The sequence below is a fragment of the Streptomyces desertarenae genome, assembly GCF_042681365.1.
In the GTDB taxonomy this organism is placed as follows: domain Bacteria; phylum Actinomycetota; class Actinomycetes; order Streptomycetales; family Streptomycetaceae; genus Streptomyces; species Streptomyces desertarenae.
Genome location: NZ_JBHUFU010000015.1, coordinates 1 through 18,969, shown reverse-complemented (window position 1 = coordinate 18,969; position 18,969 = coordinate 1). Strand labels below are relative to the sequence as shown.

The window sequence follows — 18,969 nt, the reverse complement described above, 5'->3', positions numbered from 1 at the left end:
ACCACTGACAGTGACGCTCCGTGAACACCTGCGGGACGCGGCTCAGCCCTTCTCCAGGTACTCCTCGCGCTCCTCGTCGAGCAGGGCGTCCAGGGCGGCGCGGAGCTCGGGCAGCCGCTCCAGACCGGGGTCGCCGGAGACGATCGCGGTCGCCTTCTCGCGGGCGGCCACGATGACCTCCTCGTCGTCGATGACGGCGAGCATCCGCAGCGACGAGCGGGCGCCGGACTGCGCCTGGCCCAGCACGTCGCCCTCGCGGCGCTGCTCCAGGTCGATCCGGGAGAGCTCGAAGCCGTCCAGCGTGGCGGCGACCGCCCCCAGCCGGGCGCGGGCCGGGGAGCCCTCGGGCGCCTCGCTGACCAGCAGGCACAGTCCCGGCGCGCTGCCGCGCCCGACCCGGCCGCGGAGCTGGTGGAGCTGGGAGACGCCGAAGCGGTCCGCGTCCATGATCACCATCACGGTGGCGTTGGGGACGTTCACACCCACCTCGATGACGGTGGTGGCCACCAGGACGTCCACCTCCCCCGCGGCGAAGCGGCGCATCACCTCGTCCTTGGCGTCCGGCTGCATCCGGCCGTGCAGCGCCGCGACGCGCAGCCCCTTCAGAGGTCCGTCGGCGAGCTGCCCGGCGATGTCGAGGACGGCCAGCGGCGGGCGGCGCTCGCCGTCCGCGCCGCCGTCCCCGTCGGCCCCCTTCCCCCCGCCGGTGTCCTTCGCCCCGCGGCCGGAGTCCGCGGCCTCCCGCTCCTCCTCGTCGCCGATGCGGGGGCAGACCACGTACGCCTGGTGCCCGGCCGCCACCTCCTCACGCACCCGCTCCCAGGCGCGCGCCAGGAAGTGGGGCTTCTCGGCGGCGGGCACCACGTGGCTGGCGATGGGCGAGCGACCGGCCGGGAGCTGGTCCAGCACGGAGGTCTCCAGGTCGCCGAAGACGGTCATCGCCACGGTGCGCGGGATGGGCGTCGCCGTCATCACCAGCAGGTGCGGGGGCTGCTTCCCCTTGGAGCGCAGGGCGTCGCGCTGCTCGACGCCGAAGCGGTGCTGCTCGTCGACCACGACCAGGCCGAGGTCGTGGAAGCGGACCTTGTCCTCGATCAGGGCGTGGGTGCCGATCACGATCCCGGCCTCACCGGTGGCCAGGTCGAGCAGGGCCCGGCGGCGGGCCGCGGCGCCCATCGAACCGGTGAGCAGCACCACCTTGGTGGCGTGCTCGGCGCCGCCCAGCGTCCCGCCCTCGGCCAGCTCGCCCATCATCTCGGTGATCGAGCGGTGGTGCTGCTGGGCCAGGACCTCGGTGGGGGCGAGCATCGCGGCCTGCCCGCCCGCGTCCACCACCGCGAGCATGGCGCGCAGCGCCACCAGCGTCTTGCCCGAACCGACCTCGCCCTGGAGCAGCCGGTGCATGGGGTGCTCGCCGGCCAGGTCGTCGAAGATCTCCCGGCTGACGGCCCGCTGCCCGTCGGTGAGGGTGAACGGCAGCCGGGCGTCGAAGGCGTCCAGCAGACCGCCCTCGCGCGGTGTGCGGGGCACCGCGGGCAACTGGTCCTCGGCGAGGCGGCGGCGGGCCAGGGCGACCTGGAGGACGAACGCCTCGTCCCACTTCAGGCGGGCCCGCGCCTGCTCCAGATCGGCCTTGGAGCGCGGCCGGTGGACCTTCTCCAGGGCCTCCGGCAGGGTGGGCAGGCCCCGCTCGGCGCGCAGCGCGGCGGGCAGCGGATCCGCGACCCCGGCCCAGCCGGTGGCCTCCAGGGCGTCCAGGACGGTGGCGACGGCTTTGGCGATCTTCCAGGACTCCATCTGCTTGCAGGCCGGGTAGATCGGCATCAGCCGCCCGGCGAAGGCGTCCACCGCGTCCGCGCCGCTGTCGGCGCCCAGCAGTTCGTAGGCGGGGTGGGAGAGCTGGAGCCTGCGGTTGAAGACCCCGACCCGGCCGGCGAACATCCCGCGGCGGCCGGGCAGCAGCTCCCGGTGGTGGTGGTGGACCGTCCGGCCGAAGAAGACCAGCTGGAGGCGGCCGCTGCCGTCGGTGAGGGTGACCTCCAGCCGTTTGCCGCGCCCGTGGTTGAAGGTGTGCACCCGGGCGTCGGCGACCTGGGCGACGACGGTGACGTGCTCGTCCAGCGGCAGGTCGGCGAGGCGGGTCAGCTCGCCGCGCTCGGCGTACCTGCGCGGGTAGTGGTGCAGCAGGTCGCCGACGGTGTCCAGGCCGAGGTGCTCGGCCATCACCTTCGCGGTGGTACCGCCGAGCACCGTCCTCAGCGGCTCCGTCAGGGGGTCTTTCCGGGTCTTCTCCAGCTCGGGCACGCCCCCATTGCACACCACGGCACCGACAGCGGAGGCACGGCGCCCCGTCACTCCACGCCGATGAGCAGCGGCCCGCTCTGCCGGCCCTCGTGGACGAGGGTGTCGACGGCCAGGTGGGACCGCCTCACGTGCTCCTCCAGGTGCGCGGCCAGCCCCTCCGGGGCGTCCGCGCCGACCACCAGGGTGACCAGCTCCCCGCCGCCCGAGAGCATCCGGTCCAGTACGGCCGCGGCCACCGCGGCCGGTTCCGCGCCGATCAGCGCCACGTCCCCCTCGATCAGGCCCAGGACGTCCCCGGCCTGGCAGACCCCGGCCGTGGTCCACGCCTGCCGCTCGGCGACGCACACCTCGCCGTACCGGGTGGCCCCGGCGGCCGCGGTCATGGCCACGACGTCCTCGTCGAAGCGGCGGCCGGGCTCGTGGACGGCGAGCGCCGCGATGCCCTGCACCGGTGAGCGGGTGGGGACGATGGCGACCCTCAGCCCCCCGGAGCGGGCCTGCTCGGCGGCCGCGGCGGCGGTGTGCCGCAGCTCGGGGTCGTTGGGCAGCAGGACGACCTCGGGGGCGCCCGTCCGCCGCAGCGCCTGCGCCAGCTCTCCGCTGGCGGGCGGCTCCCCGGGGCGCACGGTGACGGTCGTCGCACCCGCCTCGGCGCACAGCTCGGCGAGCCCGTCCCCGGGCACCACCGCCACCACGGCGCGGGGCGGGGGCGGGCCGGCGGCGTGCCCGGCGCGCCGGCCGGGCGCGCCGCCGAAGTGGGTGATGCCGATGCGGAAGGGGCGGCCCGCCTCGATGCCGGCCTCCACGGCGGCACCGGCGTCGTCCACGTGGACGTGGACGTTCCACAGTCCGTCGCCGCCGACCACCACCAGGCTGTCGCCGAGGGCGTCCAGCCGGGCGCGCAGGGCGCCGACGGCGGCGTCGTCGGCCTCCAGCAGGTAGACGACCTCGTAGGCCGGGCCGCCGGAGGCGTCCGCGCCGTCCGCGGCCCCGCCGGTCCCGCAGCCGGCGGCGGGAGCGCCCTCCGCCGCCCCCGACTCCCGCGCCTCCCGGCACGGCGGCTGCGGCACCCCGGGGGCGGGGGCCCGGGAGGCGCCGGCGGGCGGGTCCGCGGGCCGCTCCCCGCAGAGCGCCCCCACCAGGGCGCCCAGGACCGTGACCAGGCCGTACCCGCCCGCGTCCACCACGCCCGCGCGGGCGAGCACCGGCAGCCGGCCGGGGGTGGCGTCCAGGGCGGCCCGGGCCGCCGCCCAGGCGGCGCGGGCCACCGCGGCGCAGTCCCCGCCGGCGTCCCGGGCGCCCTCGGCGGCGGCGTCGGCGACCGTGAGGACGGTCCCGTCCACGGGGTGCGCCACCGCCGCACGGGCCGAGTCGGCGGCCCGGCGGAGCGCGCACCGCAGCAGCTCGGCGTCGTCCTCCGCCGCGCCCGCGGCCTCCCCGCGGCCGCGGCCGCCGTCCTCCCGCGCCCCGAGCTCGTCGGCCATGCCGCGCAGCAGCTGCGCCAGGATCGTGCCGGAGTTGCCCCGCGCGCCGATCAGCGCTCCGTGGGCCATGGCCCGGACCGCCTGCGCCGGGGTGGGCCGCCCCGCGCAGGCCGCCTCCACGGCCCGGGCGGCGGACTCCACGGTGAGGTAGAGGTTGGTGCCGGTGTCGGAGTCGGCCACGGGGTAGACGTTGATCGCGTCGATCGTCTCGCGGTTGCGGCCCAGCGCGTCGAGCGCCTGGGCGCACCAGTCCCGCACCGCGGCGGCGTCGAGCGGTTGCGGCACGGACGGGCCTCCTGGGGGCTGCGGCCGGACGGCCGGTGGACAGCGGCGACGGGCGAAGGCTAGTGCCGCCGCGGCGGCGGCCCGGTGGCGGGGCCGCGGCGGCGGAGCGGGGGGATTTCCTCCTCACCCGGCGGCCGGGGTATGCTGGACCGGTTGCCTGACCCGTGTCGGGCTCTATTCAATTCCCTGGCAGTGCCGGTCATCCCTTGATCCTGCCGACGCCGGGATTTCACTGTAAGTGCATCTGAAGTCTTTGGAGTGACCCGTGGCTGCCAACTGCGACGTCTGCGGCAAGGGGCCGGGCTTCGGCAACAACATCTCGCACTCGCACCGCCGTACGTCCCGCCGTTGGAATCCCAACATCCAGCGCGTGCGTGCGATGGTCGGTCGGACGCCGAAGCGGCTCAACGTGTGCACCTCGTGCATCAAGGCCGGCAAGGTCTCGCGCTGAGCGCCTGACCTCTCCCCGCCGCAGCGGGGAAGACCCGGTCCCGCGCTGACGCACCGCCCAGCGCGGCCACTGCCGGTCCACGGAAGCCGGTCCACCTCGTGTGGACCGGCTTCTCGGCGTGTCCGGGGAGACCTCCGGAGGCCGGGGCGGCCGGTGTGCCGCAGCGCGCCGGCCCGCAGGTGACGCGCTCCTACCCCCGCCCTGCGTCCAGGCGCCAGCCGTGGTCGACCGGCCCGATGCCCCCGCCGAGGGCGAACCCCGCGGCGATGGCCCCCGTCACGTACTCCTTGGCCCCCTCGACCGCCTCGGGCACGGGGAGTCCCCGAGCCAGCAGGGCGGCGATCGCGCTGGCCAGGGTGCAGCCGGTGCCGTGGGTGTGGCGGTTGTCGTGGCGCGGGGCGCGCAGCCAGTGCTCGACGGTGCCGTCGGTGAGCAGGTCCACCGCCTCCGCGTCCTTCAGATGGCCGCCCTTGACCAGCGCCCACCCGGGCCCGTACGCCAGGACGGCCTCCGCGGCGCGCCGCAGGTCGTCCTCCGTCTCGGCCCGTACGCCGGTGAGCTGGGCGACCTCGTCCAGGTTGGGGGTGGCGACGGTGGCCCGGGGCAGCAGCTCGGTGCGGACCACCTCCAGCGCCTCGGCCGCCAGCAGGGGGTCGCCGTGCTTGGAGACTCCGACGGGGTCGACGACCACGGGGACGGTGAGCCCGCCGAGCAGGTCCGCGACCGTCCCGACCAGTTCGGCGGTGGCCAGCATGCCGGTCTTGACCGCCTGCACCCCGATGTCGTCCACGACGCTGCGGAACTGCTGCCGCACCGCCTCGGCGGGCAGTTCCCAGGCGCCCTGCACGCCCAGGGAGTTCTGCGCGGTGACGGCCGTGAGCACGCTCATGCCGTGGGTGCCCAGCGCCAGCATGGTCTTCAGGTCGGCCTGGATGCCCGCCCCGCCGCCCGAGTCGGACCCGGCGACGGTGAGCACCCGCGGTGGTGGTGTACGCATGGCGGCAGCCTACGGCCGGGCGCGCGGCGCCGGCCCGGGGGGCCTCAGTCCCCGAAGTGGTCCCAGCCGCCGCCCGCCGTCCACGGCGCGCCGTCCACCGTCACCTGCGGCGTCGCCGAGGGGTGGAGCACCTCGCCGACGCGGCGCCAGCGGGCGGGCAGCTTGGTGCCGGGCGGGAAGGTGGCGACGATGGCGTGGTCCTCTCCCCCGGTGAGCACCCACCGCAGCGGGTCGACGCCCACGGCCTGGCCGATGTCGGACATCTGGGCGGGGACGTCCAGGGCGGCCGTCCGGATGTCGATGCGGACCCTGCTCGCCTCGGCGACGTGCCCGAGGTCGGCGACGAGCCCGTCGCTGACGTCCGTCATCGCGGTGGCGCCCAGCCCGGCCGCCGCGGGGCCCGCGTGGTAGGGCGGCTCGGGACGGCGGTGGGCCTCGACGAAGGCGCGCGGGGAGCGGAAGCCCCGGGCGAGCACCGCGTACCCGGCCGCCGACCACCCCAGCCAGCCGGTGACCGCGACGAAGTCGCCGGGCCGGGCCCCCGAGCGGGTGACCGGTTCGCGGCCCTGGAGGTCGCCCAGGGCGGTGATCGCCACGGTGATGGTGTCGCCGCGCACCACGTCCCCGCCGACCACGGCCGCACCCGCCACCCGGCACTCGTCGTGGAGGCCGTCCATCAGCTCGGCGGGCCAGGTCGCCGGGAGTTCGGCCGGGACGACCAGGCCGAGCAGCAGGGCGGTGGGCGCGGCTCCCATGGCGGCGATGTCGGCGAGGTTCTGCGCGGCCGCCTTGCGGCCCACGTCGTAGGCGGTGGACCAGTCGCGGCGGAAGTGGCGCCCCTCCAGCAGCAGGTCGGTGCTGGCCACGACGCGCCGGTCGGGTGCCGCCACCACGGCCGCGTCGTCGCCCGGACCGATCCGCACGGCCGGGGTGGGGGTGATCCGCGAGGTCAGCTCCCGGATCAGCCCGAACTCCCCGAGCTCCCCCACGGTCCGGCCGGGGGTCCTGGGAACGCCCCCGGAGAAGTGAGGGGGAGGCTGCCCTCCGGGAGTACTCAGCATCGTCGTGCCCCTTCGTGTGTGCGCTCGAACGGTACCGCCGGGGCCGCCCCCGGGGTGCGCCGCCCCGTTCCGGCCCCCGCCGCCGTCCTCCTGCCGCGCCCGCCGGCGGTGCGGGTCTCCCCGGTGGCACCGGCGACGCGGTACCGTGGCGTCCCTTCTTCCCACATGATCCTCGTGGCCGCCCTGGAGGTTCCGTGGTACAGGCGTACATCCTGATCCAGACCGAGGTCGGCAAGGCCTCGACCGTCGCCGAGATCGTCGGCGGGATCCCGGGAGTGGTCCAGGCCGAGGACGTGACCGGCCCCTACGACGTGATCGTGCGCGCGCAGGCGGACACGGTGGACGACCTGGGCCGGATGGTGGTGGCCAGGATCCAGCACGTGGAGGGCATCACCCGCACCCTGACCTGCCCGGTCGTGCACCTGTAGCCCTCCCGTGCGTCCATCCGGTGAGCTGCTCGCCCCGCCGGTCACCGCGGACGGCCCTCCTGTCGTTCGCGCGGCCGGTCCCACCACACCGAGCGCCGCGGCGGCCTCGCACATCACGGCCGCCGCCGTTTCCCGCGGTGACGGTGCGCGCCGGCGGTCCGCTCCGGGCGCGTGGACGGGCGGCCGCGGGTCGCGGCCGGGGTGCGGTGCGCCGCCCGCGGGAGGGCGGGCGCCGCCGCGCCGGGGCAGGTGCCCGGCGCGGCGAGCGGCTCACCGGGTGGACGCGCCTCAGCGCAGGCCGGTGGAGCGGCCCAGCGCTGCCCTGATCAGGCGGTCGACCAGTTCCGGGTAGCTCACGCCGCTCGCCTCCCACATGCGCGGGTACATGGAGATGGGGGTGAAGCCGGGCATGGTGTTGATCTCGTTGATGACGAACTCGCCGCTGTCCAGCAGGAAGAAGTCGGCACGGACCAGTCCCTCGCAGGAGGCGGCGTCGAAGGCGCGCACCGCCAGCTCCTGCACCTGCCTGGTCTGCTCCTCGGTCAGCGGGGCGGGCACGACGCCCTCGGCCGAGTCGATGTACTTGGCCTCGAAGTCGTAGAAGTCGTGGGCGGTGGCCGGGGGGATCTCGGCCGGGAGGCTGGCGCGCGGGCCGTCCTCGAACTCCAGGACGCCGCATTCGATCTCGCGGCCCCGCAGCAGGGACTCGACGATGATCTTGGGGTCGTGGCGCCGCGCCTCGGCGATCGCCTCGTCCAGGGCGGCCAGGTCGTCGACCTTGGTGATGCCGAAGGACGAGCCGGCCCGGGCGGGCTTGACGAAGACGGGCCAGCCGTGGTCGCCGGCGAAGTCCACGATCTTCTTCCGGGCCGCCGTCTCGTCCCGCTCCCACTCGCGCGGCCGGACCACCGTGTACGGGCCGACGGGCAGGCCGAAGGAGGCGAAGATCCGCTTCATGTACTCCTTGTCCATGCCGACCGCCGAGGCCAGGACGCCCGACCCGACGTAGGGCACCCCGGCCAGCTCCAGCAGGCCCTGGAGCGTGCCGTCCTCGCCGTAGGGGCCGTGCAGCATGGGGAAGACGACGTCGACCTCGCCGAGCACCTTGGGCACCGAGCCGGGCTCGGTGTAGATGACCTCCCGGTTGGCGGGCTCGGCCGGCAGCAGCACCGAGCCGCTGTCGGACTCGGCGAGCTGCTCGACGCTGGGGAGCGTGCGGCCGGTGATGGCCATCCGCTCGGGGTCGTCGGCGGTCAGCGCCCAGCGGCCGTCCGCGGTGATGCCGATCGGCAGGACGTCGTACGCCGTGCGGTCGATGGCGCGCAGGACGGCGCCCGCGGTCACCACGGAGATCGCGTGCTCGGAGCTGCGGCCGCCGAAGACGACGGCGACGCGCGGCCGGGGGTTCTGGGGAGAGGACTGGCTGCTCATATCCGGTCGAGATTACCTAACGTGCGGGCTGTCGTCGGTCAGCGGCGCTCGGCTTTGGCGCTGCGGGACATCAGTTCCTTCAGCGCGACCAGCGGCGGCTTGCCCTCGTGGACGATGCCGACGACCGTCTCGGTGATGGGCATCTCGACGCCGTGCCGCCGGGCCAGGTCCAGCACCGACTCGCAGGACTTGACGCCCTCGGCGGTCTGCCGGGTGGCGGCGATGGTCTCCTCCAGCGTCCTCCCCCGGCCGAGGCTGCGGCCGAAGGTGTTGTTGCGCGACAGCGGGGAGGAGCAGGTGGCGACGAGGTCCCCCATGCCCGCCAGTCCGGCGAAGGTGTGCGCGTCGGCGCCCATGGCCAGGCCCAGCCGGGTGGTCTCGGCCAGCCCGCGGGTGATCAGGGACGCCTTGGCGTTGTCGCCCAGTCCCATGCCGTCGGCGATGCCCACCGCCAGCGCGATGACGTTCTTCACCGCACCGCCCAGCTCGCAGCCGACGACGTCGGTGTTGGTGTACGGGCGGAAGTAGGGGGTGTGGCAGGCGGCCTGGAGCCTGCGGGCCACCTCCTCGTCACGGCAGGCGACCACGGAGGCGGCCGGCTGGCGTTCGGCGATCTCGCGGGCGAGGTTGGGGCCGCTGAGCACGGCGATCCGCTCCGGGCCGGCCCCGGCGACCTCCTCGACGACCTCGCTCATCCGCTTGGCGGTGCCCAGTTCGACCCCCTTCATCAAGGAGACGAGCACGGTGTCGGCGGACAGCAGCGGCTTCCACTGCGCGAGGTTGCCGCGCAGGGTCTGGGAGGGCACGGCCAGCACCGCGAACTCGGCGCCCTCGGCCGCCTCGGCGGGATCGGTGGTGGCCCGCACGGTCTCGGGGAGCGTGACGCCCGGCAGGTAGTCGGGGTTGGTGCGGGTGGTGTTGACCGCCTCGGCCAGTTCGGCCCGGCGCCCCCACAAGGTCACCTGGCAGCCCGCGTCGGCCAGCACCATCGCGAAGGCGGTGCCCCATGATCCGGTGCCGTAGACGGCGACTCGCGTCACGCCTGCTCCCCCTCGGCGGCCGTCTCGTTCCCGGCGGTGTCCCCGGCCCCGGCGCGCGCGACCGGCTCGCGCCGGTCGCCGGCGAGGGCCCTGCGGCGGTCGTAGCGCCGGGCGGGCGCGGGCTCACCGCGCAGCTCGACCAGCAGCTCGGTGATCGCGTCCATCAGGACGTCGGTGACCTCGCGCAGCAGTTCCGCGGTGGGCTCGCGGTCGTAGAACCGGGAGAGGTCGACGGGCGGCCCGGCCAGCACCTTCAACGTCTTGCGCGGGAAGAGCCGCACCCTGTCCTTCTTCGCGTACGGCGGCACGGCCTCGTTGGCGCCCCACTGGGCGACGGGGATGACCGGGGCCCTGGTGAGCAGCGCGACACGGGCGGCACCGGTCTTGCCCTCCATCGGCCACATGTCGGGGTCGCGGGTGAGGGTGCCCTCGGGGTAGAAGGCCACGCACTCGCCCTTGTTGATCGCCTCCACGGCGGCGCGGAAGGCGTTGGCCGCGTCGACGGAGTCGCGGTAGACCGGGATCTGCCCGGTGCCGCGCATCACCGCGCCGACGAACCCGCTGCCGAACAGGGATTCCTTGGCGAGGAAGCGGGGGACGCGTCCGGTGTTGTACTGGAAGTGCGCGTAGGAGAGCGGGTCGAGATAGGAGTTGTGATTCACCACCGTGATGAATCCGCCCTCGGCCGGAATGTGCTCCATTCCCCGCCATTCCCGCTTGAACAGCGCCACCAGGGGCGGTTTCGCCAGGACCGCGGCGAGGCGGTACCAGAAGCCGATTCTGCGGCGGGACACCGGGACACCATCTCCTCTTGCTGCTGCGGCGCACACACCGCCGGAACGACCGCACAAGTGTCGCCCCGGGTCGCCGCCCTGTCGAGCACACCGTAACCCCGCGGGCGGCGGACGGATCCGGCGGCGGGGGGAGAATGGTGCCGATGCATCGTGACGACACACCGCAGACCAGGGCCGACTGGACGCTGGTGGTGCCCCTGCGCCCCTTGTCCCGGGCCAAGAGCAGGCTGGCCGCGGCGGCCGGCGAGGAGCTGCGGCCCCGCCTGGCCCTCGCCTTCGCCCAGGACACCGTGGCCGCGGCCGCGGCCTGTCCGGCGGTGGAGGGTGTGGTGGTCGTCACGGACGACCCGCTCGCGGGGGCGGAGCTGGCCGCGCTGGGGGCGCGGATCGTGCCCGACGTCCCCGGCGCCGGACTGAACCCCGCGCTGGAGCACGGCGAGGCGGTGGTGCGGGCGGAGCGCCCCGGCGCTCCGGTGGCCGCGCTCAACGCGGACCTGCCGGCGCTGCGGCCGGCCGAACTGGCGCGGGTGCTGGGGGCGGCGCGGGCGCACCGGCGGTCGTTCCTGGCCGATGCCGCCGGGGTGGGCACCACCCTGCTCGCCGCGGTCGGCGGCGTCGCTCTGGCCCCGGCCTTCGGGGGCGCCTCGCGGGCCGGGCACCTGGCCTCGGGGGCGGTGGAGATGAGGCTGCCGGACGTGGAGAGCGTCCGGCTGGACGTGGACACCGGCGAGGACCTGGCGGCGGCGCTGGCCCTGGGCGTGGGCCCGCACACCCTCAGAACGTCTGCAACGTCACCAGCGTGATCCGGCGGTCGGGGCCCTCGCCGCCGGTCTCGATCCGCACCCGTTGTCCCGGGCGCAGCAGCCGCAGGCCGCCCGCGTCGAAGGCGGCGGAGTCGAAGGGGAGGGGCGTGCCGTCGTCGAGGAGCACACTGCCGCTGCGGGTCTCGGGATCGTAGGTGTACGCGGTGGCCTGCATGGCGACGAGCCTAGGGGAAGCGGGCACCGCCGCAGGGCCGCAGCCGTCCGGACGGACCGCGGACCGGGCTCCGCCCGAGCCCGGTCCGGCGCGGCCGGCGGGCCCGTCTCACTTCCTGCGGGCGGCGGCCCTCTTGCGCGCGGAGGTCCTGCGGCCGGAGGACTTCTTGGCGGGGGCCTTCTTGGCGGCGGACTTCTTCGCCGTGGTGCTCTTGGCGGCCGTCTTCTTCGCCGTCGTCTTGGCCGCGCCGGTCTTCTTGGCCGGGGCGGCCTTCTTGGCGGTGGCGGCCGTCTTCTTGGCCGGGGCGGCCTTCTTGGCGGTGGCGGCCGCCTTCTTGGCCGGGGCGGCCTTCTTGGCCGCCGCCTTCTTCGCCGTCGCCTTGCGGGTGGCGGTGCCGCCCGAGAGGCTGCCCTTGGGTGCCTTCTTGACCGCCACGTCGTTCTTGGGAAGCTTCTTGGCGCCGCTCACCAGGTCCTTGAAGCCCTGCCCGGCGCGGAAGCGCGGGACGGAGGTCTTCTTGACCCTGACACGCTCACCGGTCTGGGGGTTGCGGGCGTAGCGGGCCGGACGTTCGACCTTCTCGAACGAGCCGAATCCGGTGACCGAGACCCGGTCCCCGGCGACGACCGCGCGGACGATCGCGTCCAGCACCACGTCCACCGCGTCGGCGGCCTGCTGCCGTCCGCCGAGCTTGTCGGCAATTGCTTCAACGAGCTGCGCCTTGTTCACGTCTTCCCCTTCGGAGGCATTGCCAGAACGAATCTGTCCGAGCTTTTTCGCACGTTAGGCAGATATTTACCGCAAATCAAACGCGAAACGTGCGAATCACCCTTGTGTCGCAACAAAATCGACCATCACGCGCTTCTGTCGGTGCGCGGATCCTCCTGCCACGCGGGAAGTCCGTCCGCGCCGAGGTCCGCCATGAAGCGCTCCAGCCTCCGAGCCGCACCGGACGGATCGTGTTTGGCGGCCGCCGTGATGACCAGCAGCCTGCGGGCGAGCGCCCTGCGCACGTCCTCCGGCGCGTGCAGCCGGCGCACCCTGGAGTGCGCATCCTTCAGACGAGCGGCGACGAGGTCGTAGAAGGGGAGTTGACCGTCGCTGTCCATGCACCGATTGTGCCATTGACGGCGAGTTGTCACCCGGGAGGGGCCAACGCCCGCGGAAGGCCGGAGCGGACGGCCGCACCGGCCTCCGACTCGGTGCCGGCGGCCGGTACTTGGCCCGGACGGCCGAGGCGCACCGGGTTTTCCACGCCCCCGCGCGGATGTGCCCCCGGTCCTGCGGGACCGGGGGCACATCCGCGCCGTGCGGGCGTCCGCGCGCCGCTCAGACCGTGAGGGTCCGCGGCTTGAAGGGGGGGCGTCCGGCCTCGTAGGCGGCGATGGCGTCCTCGTGGCGGAGGGTGATGCTGATGTCGTCCAGCCCTTCCAGCAGCCGCCAGCGGGCGTTCTCGTCCAGCTCGAAGTCGGCCTCCACGCCGGGGGCGGTGACCTTGCGCCCGACGAGGTCGACGGTGATCTCCACCGCCGGGTCGGCCTCGGTCAGCTCCCACAGCGCGTCCACCGTCGACTGCGGCAGGACGACGGTGAGCAGGCCGTTCTTCAGCGAGTTGCCCCGGAAGATATCGGCGAAGCGGGGGGAGATCACCGCCTTGAAGCCGTAGTTCTGCAGCGCCCAGACGGCGTGCTCGCGCGAGGAGCCGGTGCCGAAGTCGGGGCCGGCCACCAGCACGGTGGCGCCCTGCCGCTCGGGCCGGTTGAGCACGAACTGCGGATCCTTGCGCCAAGCCTCGAACAGGCCGTCCTCGAAGCCGTCGCGGGTGACCTTCTTCAACCAGTGCGCGGGGATGATCTGGTCGGTGTCGACGTTGGAGCGGCGCAGCGGAACGGCGCGGCCGGTGTGGGTGGTGAAGGCGTCCATGGCTCTCCTCAGACTCCCGCGGGCTGGACTGCGTCGGACAGGTCGGCGGGCGAGGCCAGTCGGCCCAGCACGGCCGTGGCGGCGGCGACCTGCGGGGAGACCAGGTGGGTGCGGCCGCCCTTGCCCTGCCGCCCCTCGAAGTTGCGGTTGGAGGTGGACGCGGAGCGCTCCCCCGGCTTGAGCTGGTCGGGGTTCATGCCCAGGCACATCGAGCAGCCCGCGTGCCGCCACTCGGCGCCGGCGGCGGTGAACACCTTGTCCAGCCCCTCCTCCACCGCCTGGAGGGCGACGCGCACCGAACCGGGTACGACGAGCATCCGCACCCCGTCGGCGACCCTGCGGCCCTCCAGCACGGCCGCGGCCGAGCGCAGGTCCTCGATCCGGCCGTTGGTGCAGGAGCCGACGAAGACGGTGTCCACGGCGATCTCGCGCAGCGGCCGGCCGGGCTCCAGCCCCATGTACTCCAGCGCCTTCTCCGCGGCCAGCCTCTCGCTGGGGTCGGCGAAGGAGGCCGGGTCCGGCACCGAGGCGCTCAGCGGCGCGCCCTGCCCGGGGTTGGTGCCCCAGGTGACGAACGGCGCCAGCTCGGACGCCTCGATGACGACCTCGTGGTCGAAGACGGCGTCGTCGTCGGTGCGCAGGGTCCGCCAGTACTCCACGGCCGCGTCCCAGTCGGCGCCCTTCGGCGCGTGGTCGCGGCCGGCGAGGTACGCGAACGTGGTCTCGTCCGGGGCGATCATGCCGGCCCGGGCGCCGGCCTCGATGGACATGTTGCAGATGGTCATCCGCGCTTCCATCGACAGCTTCTCGACGGCCTCACCGCGGTACTCGATGACGTAGCCCTGGCCGCCGCCGGTGCCGATCCGCGCGATGATCGCCAGGATCAGGTCCTTGGCGGTCACGTCCTCGGGCAGTTCGCCGTCGACCGTGATGGCCATGGTCTTGAACGGGGCCATCGGCAGCGTCTGGGTGGCCAGGACGTGCTCGACCTGGCTGGTTCCGATGCCGAACGCCAGCGCGCCGAAGGCGCCGTGCGTGGAGGTGTGGCTGTCGCCGCAGACCACGGTCATGCCCGGCTGGGTCAGTCCCAGCTGCGGTCCCACGACGTGGACGACGCCCTGCTCGACGTCGCCGAGCGGGTGCAGCCGCACGCCGAACTCCGCGCAGTTCTTGCGCAGCGTCTCCAGCTGGGTGCGCGAGACCGGGTCCGCGATGGGCTTGTCGATGTCGAGGGTCGGGGTGTTGTGGTCCTCGGTGGCGATGGTGAGGTCGGTCCGCCGCACCCGGCGCCCGCTCTTGCGCAGCCCGTCGAACGCCTGCGGGCTGGTGACCTCGTGCAGCAGGTGCAGGTCGATGAAGAGGAGGTCGGGCTCGCCTTCGGCGCGCCGGACGACGTGGTCGTCCCAGACCTTCTCCGCGAGTGTCCGTCCCATCGCTTTCCCTCCGGCCGGCCGCGTTGCCGGCCACGTCTCGGCGTCCATGCCGCCGCCTCCGCGGGGCGGAGGTGGCGACCGTCACTCCAGCTTGGCGGGTCCCGCGGGAAATTGAACTTGCGTTTCGTAATGTGAGACGCGAGTATCGTTGCATGGACAACTCTAGCGGCGTCGGCGTACTCGACAAGGCGGCTCTGGTCTTGAGCGCTCTGGAGTCCGGTCCGGCCACCCTCGCCGGGCTGGTCGGGGCGACCGGGCTCGCGCGCCCCACGGCGCACCGGCTCGCGGTGGCACTGGAACACCACCGCTTCGTGGCCCGCGACATGCAGGGCCGGTTCATCCTGGGCCCGCGGCTGGCCGAGCTGGCCGCCGCCGCGGGCGAGGACCGCCTGCTCGCCTCGGCGGGCCCGGTGCTCACGCACCTGCGCGACGTGACCGGGGAGAGCGCGCAGCTCTACCGGCGCCAGGGCGACATGCGCATCTGCGTGGCGGCGGCGGAGCGGCTGTCCGGACTGCGGGACACCGTCCCCGTGGGCTCCACCCTCCCGATGAAGGCGGGCTCGGCGGCCCAGGTCCTCATGGCCTGGGAGGAGCCGGAGCGGCTGCACCGCGGCCTGCAGGGCGCCCGGTTCACGGCAACGGCCCTGTCGGGCGTACGGCGGCGCGGCTGGGCCCAGTCCATCGGCGAGCGCGAGCCCGGTGTCGCCTCGGTCTCCGCCCCCGTGCGCGGCCCCTCCAACCGCGTGGTGGCGGCCGTGTCGGTCTCCGGACCCATCGAGCGGCTGACCCGCCACCCGGGCAGGATGCACGCCCAGTCCATCGTGGAGGCCGCCAACCGCCTCACCGAGGCGCTGCGCCGCAACGGGGGCTGAGCGGCGGGCCGGGCGGAGTGCCCGCCCCTCGGCCCGGCCCCCTCGCACCGCCTTCCCGGCCGCTCCGCCGCGCCCTGTCCGCGGCGGCCGGCGGCTGGGGACGAGCCGGCGCGGCGCCACGGGGTGTGGGACCGATCACCGGACGGTGCCGGAGAACGAGGAGAGGCCCTCCGCCGAAGCGGAGGGCCTCTCCCTTTTCTCCCGTACCCCCGACCGGATTCGAACCGGCGCTACCGCCTTGAGAGGGCGGCGTGCTAGGCCGCTACACAACGGGGGCCCCAGCTTCGGTCCCGAGGGACCGAGTACCCCCGACCGGATTCGAACCGGCGCTACCGCCTTGAGAGGGCGGCGTGCTAGGCCGCTACACAACGGGGGCTTGAGATCTCGCTGGGAAGATCGCGCTGGGGTACCAGGACTCGAACCTAGACTAACTGAACCAGAATCAGTCGTGCTGCCAATTACACCATACCCCACCAGAACTCAACCTCTTGCGAGGATTTCGTTCGGGTGATCGCCTTGCGTTTCCCGGCCTTTCGGCCCGTCCCGCCCGGCGACAGGAAGAACATTACCCGATGGCGGTCCATGCTCCAAAACGGGTTCCCGCCGGGCCGGTCGGCTGTGTCGGCGCCCCCTTTCCCGCACCCCGCCCGCACCCCGCCCGCGGCCCGGCCTGCCGCGTCGTGCGGCCGCGCGGTCCCGGCTCCGTGGCGGCCCCGCGACTCCGGCCCGGCCGTGGCGGCCGGGCCGGGAACCGCTTCTGCGGGGGCCGGGCGACCCGTGGCCCGCACCCGGGAGGAGCGGGCCCGGGGACACGGGAGGAGGCCGGGAGCCTGGCTCCCGGCCTCCTCCTGCGGCACTCGCACCGTGCCCCGGTCCCCCCGCGGGGTTCCCGGCCTCTCAGGCCTGCGCCTGCGCCTCCAGCTTCGCCAGGGCGGCGTCCACGCGGGCCAGGGTCCGCTCCCGGCCCAGGACCTCCAGGGACTCGAAGAGCGGCAGGCCGACGGTGCGGCCGGTGACGGCCACGCGGACCGGGGCCTGTGCCTTGCCCAGCTTCAGGCCGTGCTCCTCGCCGGCGGCCAGGACGGCCTCCTTGAGCGCCTCGGCGCTCCACTCGGCCTCCGCCAGCCTCGTCCGCGCCGTGCGCAGCAGGGCGTCCGCTCCGGGCTTCATGGCCTTGTTCCACGACGCCTCGTCCTCCACCGGCTCCGCCAGGAAGAGGAAGTCGACGTTGGCGGTGATGTCCGACAGGACGGTCAGGCGGGTCTGCGCCAGGGGGGCCAGGGCCTCGAAGGCGGCGCGGTCGAAGCTCTCCGGCGCCCATGGGGCGTGCGGGGCCCTCAGCCACGGCTCGCAGCGGGCGATGAAGTCCTTGGTGTCCAGCTCGCGGATGTGGGTGGCGTTGATCGCCTCGCACTTCTTGAGGTCGAAGCGCGCCGGGTTGGCGTTGACGCTGCCGATCTCGAAGGCCGCGACCATCTCGTCCATCGAGAAGATGTCCCGGTCCTCGGCGAGCGACCAGCCGAGCAGGGCCAGGTAGTTGAGCAGGCCCTCGGGGAGGAAGCCCCGCTCGCGGTAGAGGTTGAGCGAGGACTGCGGGTCCCGCTTGGAGAGCTTCTTGTTGCCCTCCCCCATCACGTACGGCAGGTGCCCGAACTCCGGGATGCTCCCGTTGCCGACGCCGATCTCGGCCAGCGCCCGGTACAGGGCGATCTGGCGCGGGGTGGAGGACAGGAGGTCCTCGCCGCGCAGGACGTGGGTGATCTCCATCAGCGCGTCGTCGACCGGGTTGACCAGCGTGTACAGCGGGGCGCCGTTGGCCCGGACGATGCCGTAGTCGGGCACGTTCTCCGGGGTGAAGGTCAGCTCGCCGCGGACCAGGTCGGTGAAGGTGATCGGCGTGTCCGGCATCCGGAACCGGACGATCGGGGTGCGGCCCTCGGCCTCGTAGGCGGCCCGCTGCCCGTCGGAGAGGTCGCGGCACTTGCCGTCGTAGCCGGAGGGGCGGCCGGCCTTGCGGGCGGCCTCGCGGCGCTCCTCCAGTTCCTCGGTGGTGCAGTAGCAGCGGTAGGCGTGGCCGGCCTCCAGCAGCCTCCGGGCGACGTCCGCGTAGAGGTCCATCCGCTGGGACTGGCGGTAGGGGGCGTGCGGCCCGCCGACCCCGGGGCCCTCGTCCCACTCGAAGCCCAGCCAGCGCATGGAGTCCAGGAGCTGCTCGTAGGACTCCTCGGAGTCGCGCGCCGCGTCGGTGTCCTCGATGCGGAAGACGAAGGTGCCGCCGTGGTGCCGGGCGAAGGCCCAGTTGAACAGGGCGGTGCGGACCAGGCCCACGTGGGGGTTGCCGGTCGGCGAGGGACAGAACCGTACGCGTACGTCAGATGCGCTAGCCACGCTTGATCACCTTGTTGGTGAGAGTGCCGATGCCTTCGATGGTGACGGCGACCTCGTCGCCGACGGTGAGGGGTCCGACACCCGCCGGGGTGCCGGTGAGGATGACGTCCCCGGGGAGCAGCGTCATCGCCTCGGTGACGTGGACGACCAGGTCCTCCACCGAGCGCACCATCTGGCTGGTGCGGCCCAGCTGCCGCTGCTCGCCGTTGACGGTGCACATGATCGCCAGGTCCGACGGGTCGACGTCGGTGACCACCCACGGGCCCAGCGGACAGGAGCTGTCGAAGCCCTTGGCCCTGGCCCACTGGTCCTCGGTGCGCTGGACGTCACGGGCGGTGACGTCGTTGGCGCAGGTGTAGCCCAGGATCACGTCCGCGACCCGCTCCCGGGGGACCTGGCTGCACATGCGCCCGATCACCACGGCCAGCTCGGCCTCGTGGTGCACCTCCTGCGAGAAGGAGGGGTAGGTGATCGGGTCGTCGGGGCCCACCACGGAGGTGGAGGGCTTGAAGAAGGCGACGGGGACGTCGGGCACCTCGTTGCCCAGCTCCGCGGCGTGCTCGGCGTAGTTGCGGCCGATCGCCACCACCTTGTTGGGCAGCACGGGCGGCAGCAGGCGGACCTTGTCCACCGGGACGCGCCGGCCCGAGCGCTCGAACTCGGCGAAGGGGTGGCCCTTGATGATGTCGAGGACGAGGCCGTCGCCGGCCCGGGCGTCCCCTTCCACGACTCCGAACGCGACGTTGCCGTCGATGGAGAACCTGGCGATGCGCACGGGTGGTGCTGCCCCTCGTTGATCACGGACGGTAGATGACACTCCAGGGTAAGCCCCGTGCGGTCCCGGCGTGCCGCACGGTCTCGCCGCCCCGCCGGGCGAGGCCGGGGGACCGGCGGACGCGTCCGGGCCCCGCACACGGGAGGTGTGCGGGGCCCGGGATGCGGGTGTGGCGGCGCGTCCTGCGGGTACGTGCGGTATCCGGGGGCGAAGGCCTCGGATCCGGTCAGCGCAGCCGTGCCATGAGCGCGTGCTCGACCAGGGTGATCAGCGTGCTCTTGGCCTCCGCCCGCCGCCGGGCGTCGGTGGTGATGATCGGCGCGTC

The 18,969-nt window shown here is 74.1% G+C and carries 18 protein-coding genes, 3 tRNA genes and 1 pseudogene; 4 read left to right on the top strand and 18 right to left on the bottom strand.

Annotation, left to right across the window (positions count from 1 at the left end; all coding sequences use genetic code 11):
* Window positions 1-42: 42 nt before the first annotated feature.
* Window positions 43-2,223, bottom strand: a complete 2,181-nt coding sequence (gene recG, locus ACFSJS_RS22270) for an ATP-dependent DNA helicase RecG (protein ID WP_380903435.1) — start codon at window positions 2,221-2,223, stop codon at window positions 43-45.
* Between the two features lie 128 nt (window positions 2,224-2,351).
* Window positions 2,352-4,073, bottom strand: coding sequence for a DAK2 domain-containing protein (locus tag ACFSJS_RS22265; protein WP_380903184.1), 1,722 nt, complete (start codon window positions 4,071-4,073; stop codon window positions 2,352-2,354).
* A 265-nt stretch (window positions 4,074-4,338) separates the two neighbouring features.
* On the opposite strand from ACFSJS_RS22265, the gene rpmB reads away from it, so the two are divergent.
* Window positions 4,339-4,524 (top strand): 50S ribosomal protein L28, encoded by a 186-nt coding sequence (gene rpmB / locus ACFSJS_RS22260; RefSeq protein WP_093662092.1) that lies wholly within the window; start codon window positions 4,339-4,341, stop codon window positions 4,522-4,524.
* Between the two features lie 190 nt (window positions 4,525-4,714).
* On the opposite strand, the gene thiD is transcribed toward rpmB, so the two are convergent.
* Both thiD and ACFSJS_RS22250 read right to left on the bottom strand, forming a co-directional pair.
* Window positions 4,715-5,521 (bottom strand): bifunctional hydroxymethylpyrimidine kinase/phosphomethylpyrimidine kinase, encoded by an 807-nt coding sequence (gene thiD, locus ACFSJS_RS22255; protein ID WP_380903182.1) that lies wholly within the window; start codon window positions 5,519-5,521, stop codon window positions 4,715-4,717.
* Between the two features lie 44 nt (window positions 5,522-5,565).
* Window positions 5,566-6,510 (bottom strand): thiamine-phosphate kinase, encoded by a 945-nt coding sequence (locus ACFSJS_RS22250; protein WP_380903180.1) that lies wholly within the window; start codon window positions 6,508-6,510, stop codon window positions 5,566-5,568.
* Between the two features lie 266 nt (window positions 6,511-6,776).
* Here ACFSJS_RS22250 and ACFSJS_RS22245 point away from each other — a divergent pair, with 266 nt between their 5' ends.
* Window positions 6,777-7,010, top strand: a complete 234-nt coding sequence (locus ACFSJS_RS22245) for an Lrp/AsnC family transcriptional regulator (protein WP_380903178.1) — start codon at window positions 6,777-6,779, stop codon at window positions 7,008-7,010.
* A gap of 288 nt (window positions 7,011-7,298) precedes the next feature.
* Here the strand turns inward: ACFSJS_RS22245 and ACFSJS_RS22240 are convergent, their stop codons facing one another.
* From ACFSJS_RS22240 to ACFSJS_RS22230, 3 genes are read right to left on the bottom strand one after another with little or no spacing between them, the layout of a single operon-like run.
* Entirely contained in the window at window positions 7,299-8,441 is a 1,143-nt protein-coding gene (locus tag ACFSJS_RS22240) for a D-alanine--D-alanine ligase family protein (protein ID WP_380903176.1), read from the bottom strand.
* A gap of 38 nt (window positions 8,442-8,479) precedes the next feature.
* A complete protein-coding gene (locus ACFSJS_RS22235; protein ID WP_380903174.1) occupies window positions 8,480-9,481 on the bottom strand; it encodes an NAD(P)H-dependent glycerol-3-phosphate dehydrogenase in 1,002 nt (333 codons plus the stop codon).
* Window positions 9,478-10,275 (bottom strand): lysophospholipid acyltransferase family protein, encoded by a 798-nt coding sequence (locus ACFSJS_RS22230; protein ID WP_380903172.1) that lies wholly within the window; start codon window positions 10,273-10,275, stop codon window positions 9,478-9,480. The genes ACFSJS_RS22235 and ACFSJS_RS22230 overlap by 4 nt, the downstream gene beginning before the upstream one ends.
* 134 nt (window positions 10,276-10,409) lie before the next feature.
* Between ACFSJS_RS22230 and cofC the strand changes: the two genes are divergently transcribed.
* Window positions 10,410-11,078: a 2-phospho-L-lactate guanylyltransferase gene (gene cofC, locus ACFSJS_RS22225; protein WP_380903170.1), complete on the top strand. Its 669-nt coding sequence runs from the start codon at window positions 10,410-10,412 to the stop codon at window positions 11,076-11,078.
* Here cofC and ACFSJS_RS22220 read toward each other — a convergent pair.
* The 5 genes from ACFSJS_RS22220 to leuC form a co-directional block, all read right to left on the bottom strand.
* Window positions 11,050-11,253 (bottom strand): hypothetical protein, encoded by a 204-nt coding sequence (locus ACFSJS_RS22220; protein WP_380903168.1) that lies wholly within the window; start codon window positions 11,251-11,253, stop codon window positions 11,050-11,052. The two genes, cofC and ACFSJS_RS22220, sit on opposite strands and share 29 nt — an antisense overlap.
* A 108-nt stretch (window positions 11,254-11,361) precedes the next feature.
* Window positions 11,362-11,982 (bottom strand): HU family DNA-binding protein, encoded by a 621-nt coding sequence (locus tag ACFSJS_RS22215; protein WP_380903166.1) that lies wholly within the window; start codon window positions 11,980-11,982, stop codon window positions 11,362-11,364.
* Window positions 11,983-12,107: 125 nt separating this feature from the next.
* Window positions 12,108-12,362, bottom strand: coding sequence for an SCO5555 family protein (locus ACFSJS_RS22210; RefSeq protein WP_380903164.1), 255 nt, complete (start codon window positions 12,360-12,362; stop codon window positions 12,108-12,110).
* A gap of 220 nt (window positions 12,363-12,582) precedes the next feature.
* On the bottom strand, window positions 12,583-13,176 hold the full coding sequence (leuD, locus tag ACFSJS_RS22205; RefSeq protein ID WP_380903162.1) for a 3-isopropylmalate dehydratase small subunit: 594 nt from the start codon (window positions 13,174-13,176) through the stop codon (window positions 12,583-12,585).
* 8 nt (window positions 13,177-13,184) lie between these two features.
* The gene (leuC, locus tag ACFSJS_RS22200) at window positions 13,185-14,609 is read right to left on the bottom strand and encodes a 3-isopropylmalate dehydratase large subunit (RefSeq protein WP_380903160.1); all 1,425 of its coding nucleotides are present in this window, start codon (window positions 14,607-14,609) and stop codon (window positions 13,185-13,187) included.
* 152 nt (window positions 14,610-14,761) lie between these two features.
* On the opposite strand from leuC, the gene ndgR reads away from it, so the two are divergent.
* On the top strand, window positions 14,762-15,481 hold the full coding sequence (ndgR, locus tag ACFSJS_RS22195; protein ID WP_380903158.1) for an IclR family transcriptional regulator NdgR: 720 nt from the start codon (window positions 14,762-14,764) through the stop codon (window positions 15,479-15,481).
* A 204-nt stretch (window positions 15,482-15,685) separates the two neighbouring features.
* Here the strand turns inward: ndgR and ACFSJS_RS22190 are convergent.
* The 6 genes and pseudogenes from ACFSJS_RS22190 to ACFSJS_RS22165 all read right to left on the bottom strand — a co-directional run.
* Window positions 15,686-15,758, bottom strand: a tRNA-Glu gene (locus tag ACFSJS_RS22190).
* Between the two features lie 26 nt (window positions 15,759-15,784).
* A tRNA-Glu gene (locus ACFSJS_RS22185) sits at window positions 15,785-15,857 on the bottom strand.
* Window positions 15,858-15,882: 25 nt separating this feature from the next.
* Window positions 15,883-15,954 (bottom strand) — tRNA-Gln (locus tag ACFSJS_RS22180).
* A 424-nt stretch (window positions 15,955-16,378) separates the two neighbouring features.
* Window positions 16,379-17,869, bottom strand: coding sequence for a glutamate--tRNA ligase (gene gltX / locus ACFSJS_RS22175; RefSeq protein ID WP_380903156.1), 1,491 nt, complete (start codon window positions 17,867-17,869; stop codon window positions 16,379-16,381).
* Window positions 17,862-18,644, bottom strand: coding sequence for a fumarylacetoacetate hydrolase family protein (locus tag ACFSJS_RS22170; protein WP_380903154.1), 783 nt, complete (start codon window positions 18,642-18,644; stop codon window positions 17,862-17,864). The genes gltX and ACFSJS_RS22170 overlap by 8 nt, the downstream gene beginning before the upstream one ends.
* A 226-nt stretch (window positions 18,645-18,870) precedes the next feature.
* Window positions 18,871-18,969 (bottom strand): annotated as a pseudogene (locus ACFSJS_RS22165) (ATP-binding protein); the annotation flags it as partial.

What these genes read in the sequence shown, in the direction of transcription:
- ndgR (WP_380903158.1), top strand. Translation starts at nt 14,762, where the DNA reads ATGGACAACTCTAGCGGCGTCGGCGTACTCGACAAGGCGGCTCTGGTC.
- cofC (WP_380903170.1), top strand. Translation starts at nt 10,410, where the DNA reads ATGGTGCCGATGCATCGTGACGACACACCGCAGACCAGGGCCGACTGG.
- leuD (WP_380903162.1), bottom strand. Translation starts at nt 13,176, where the DNA reads ATGGACGCCTTCACCACCCACACCGGCCGCGCCGTTCCGCTGCGCCGC.
- recG (WP_380903435.1), bottom strand. Translation starts at nt 2,223, where the DNA reads ATGGCCGAGCACCTCGGCCTGGACACCGTCGGCGACCTGCTGCACCAC.
- ACFSJS_RS22240 (WP_380903176.1), bottom strand. Translation starts at nt 8,441, where the DNA reads ATGAGCAGCCAGTCCTCTCCCCAGAACCCCCGGCCGCGCGTCGCCGTC.
- ACFSJS_RS22210 (WP_380903164.1), bottom strand. Translation starts at nt 12,362, where the DNA reads ATGGACAGCGACGGTCAACTCCCCTTCTACGACCTCGTCGCCGCTCGT.
- ACFSJS_RS22220 (WP_380903168.1), bottom strand. Translation starts at nt 11,253, where the DNA reads ATGCAGGCCACCGCGTACACCTACGATCCCGAGACCCGCAGCGGCAGT.
- leuC (WP_380903160.1), bottom strand. Translation starts at nt 14,609, where the DNA reads ATGGGACGGACACTCGCGGAGAAGGTCTGGGACGACCACGTCGTCCGG.
- thiD (WP_380903182.1), bottom strand. Translation starts at nt 5,521, where the DNA reads ATGCGTACACCACCACCGCGGGTGCTCACCGTCGCCGGGTCCGACTCG.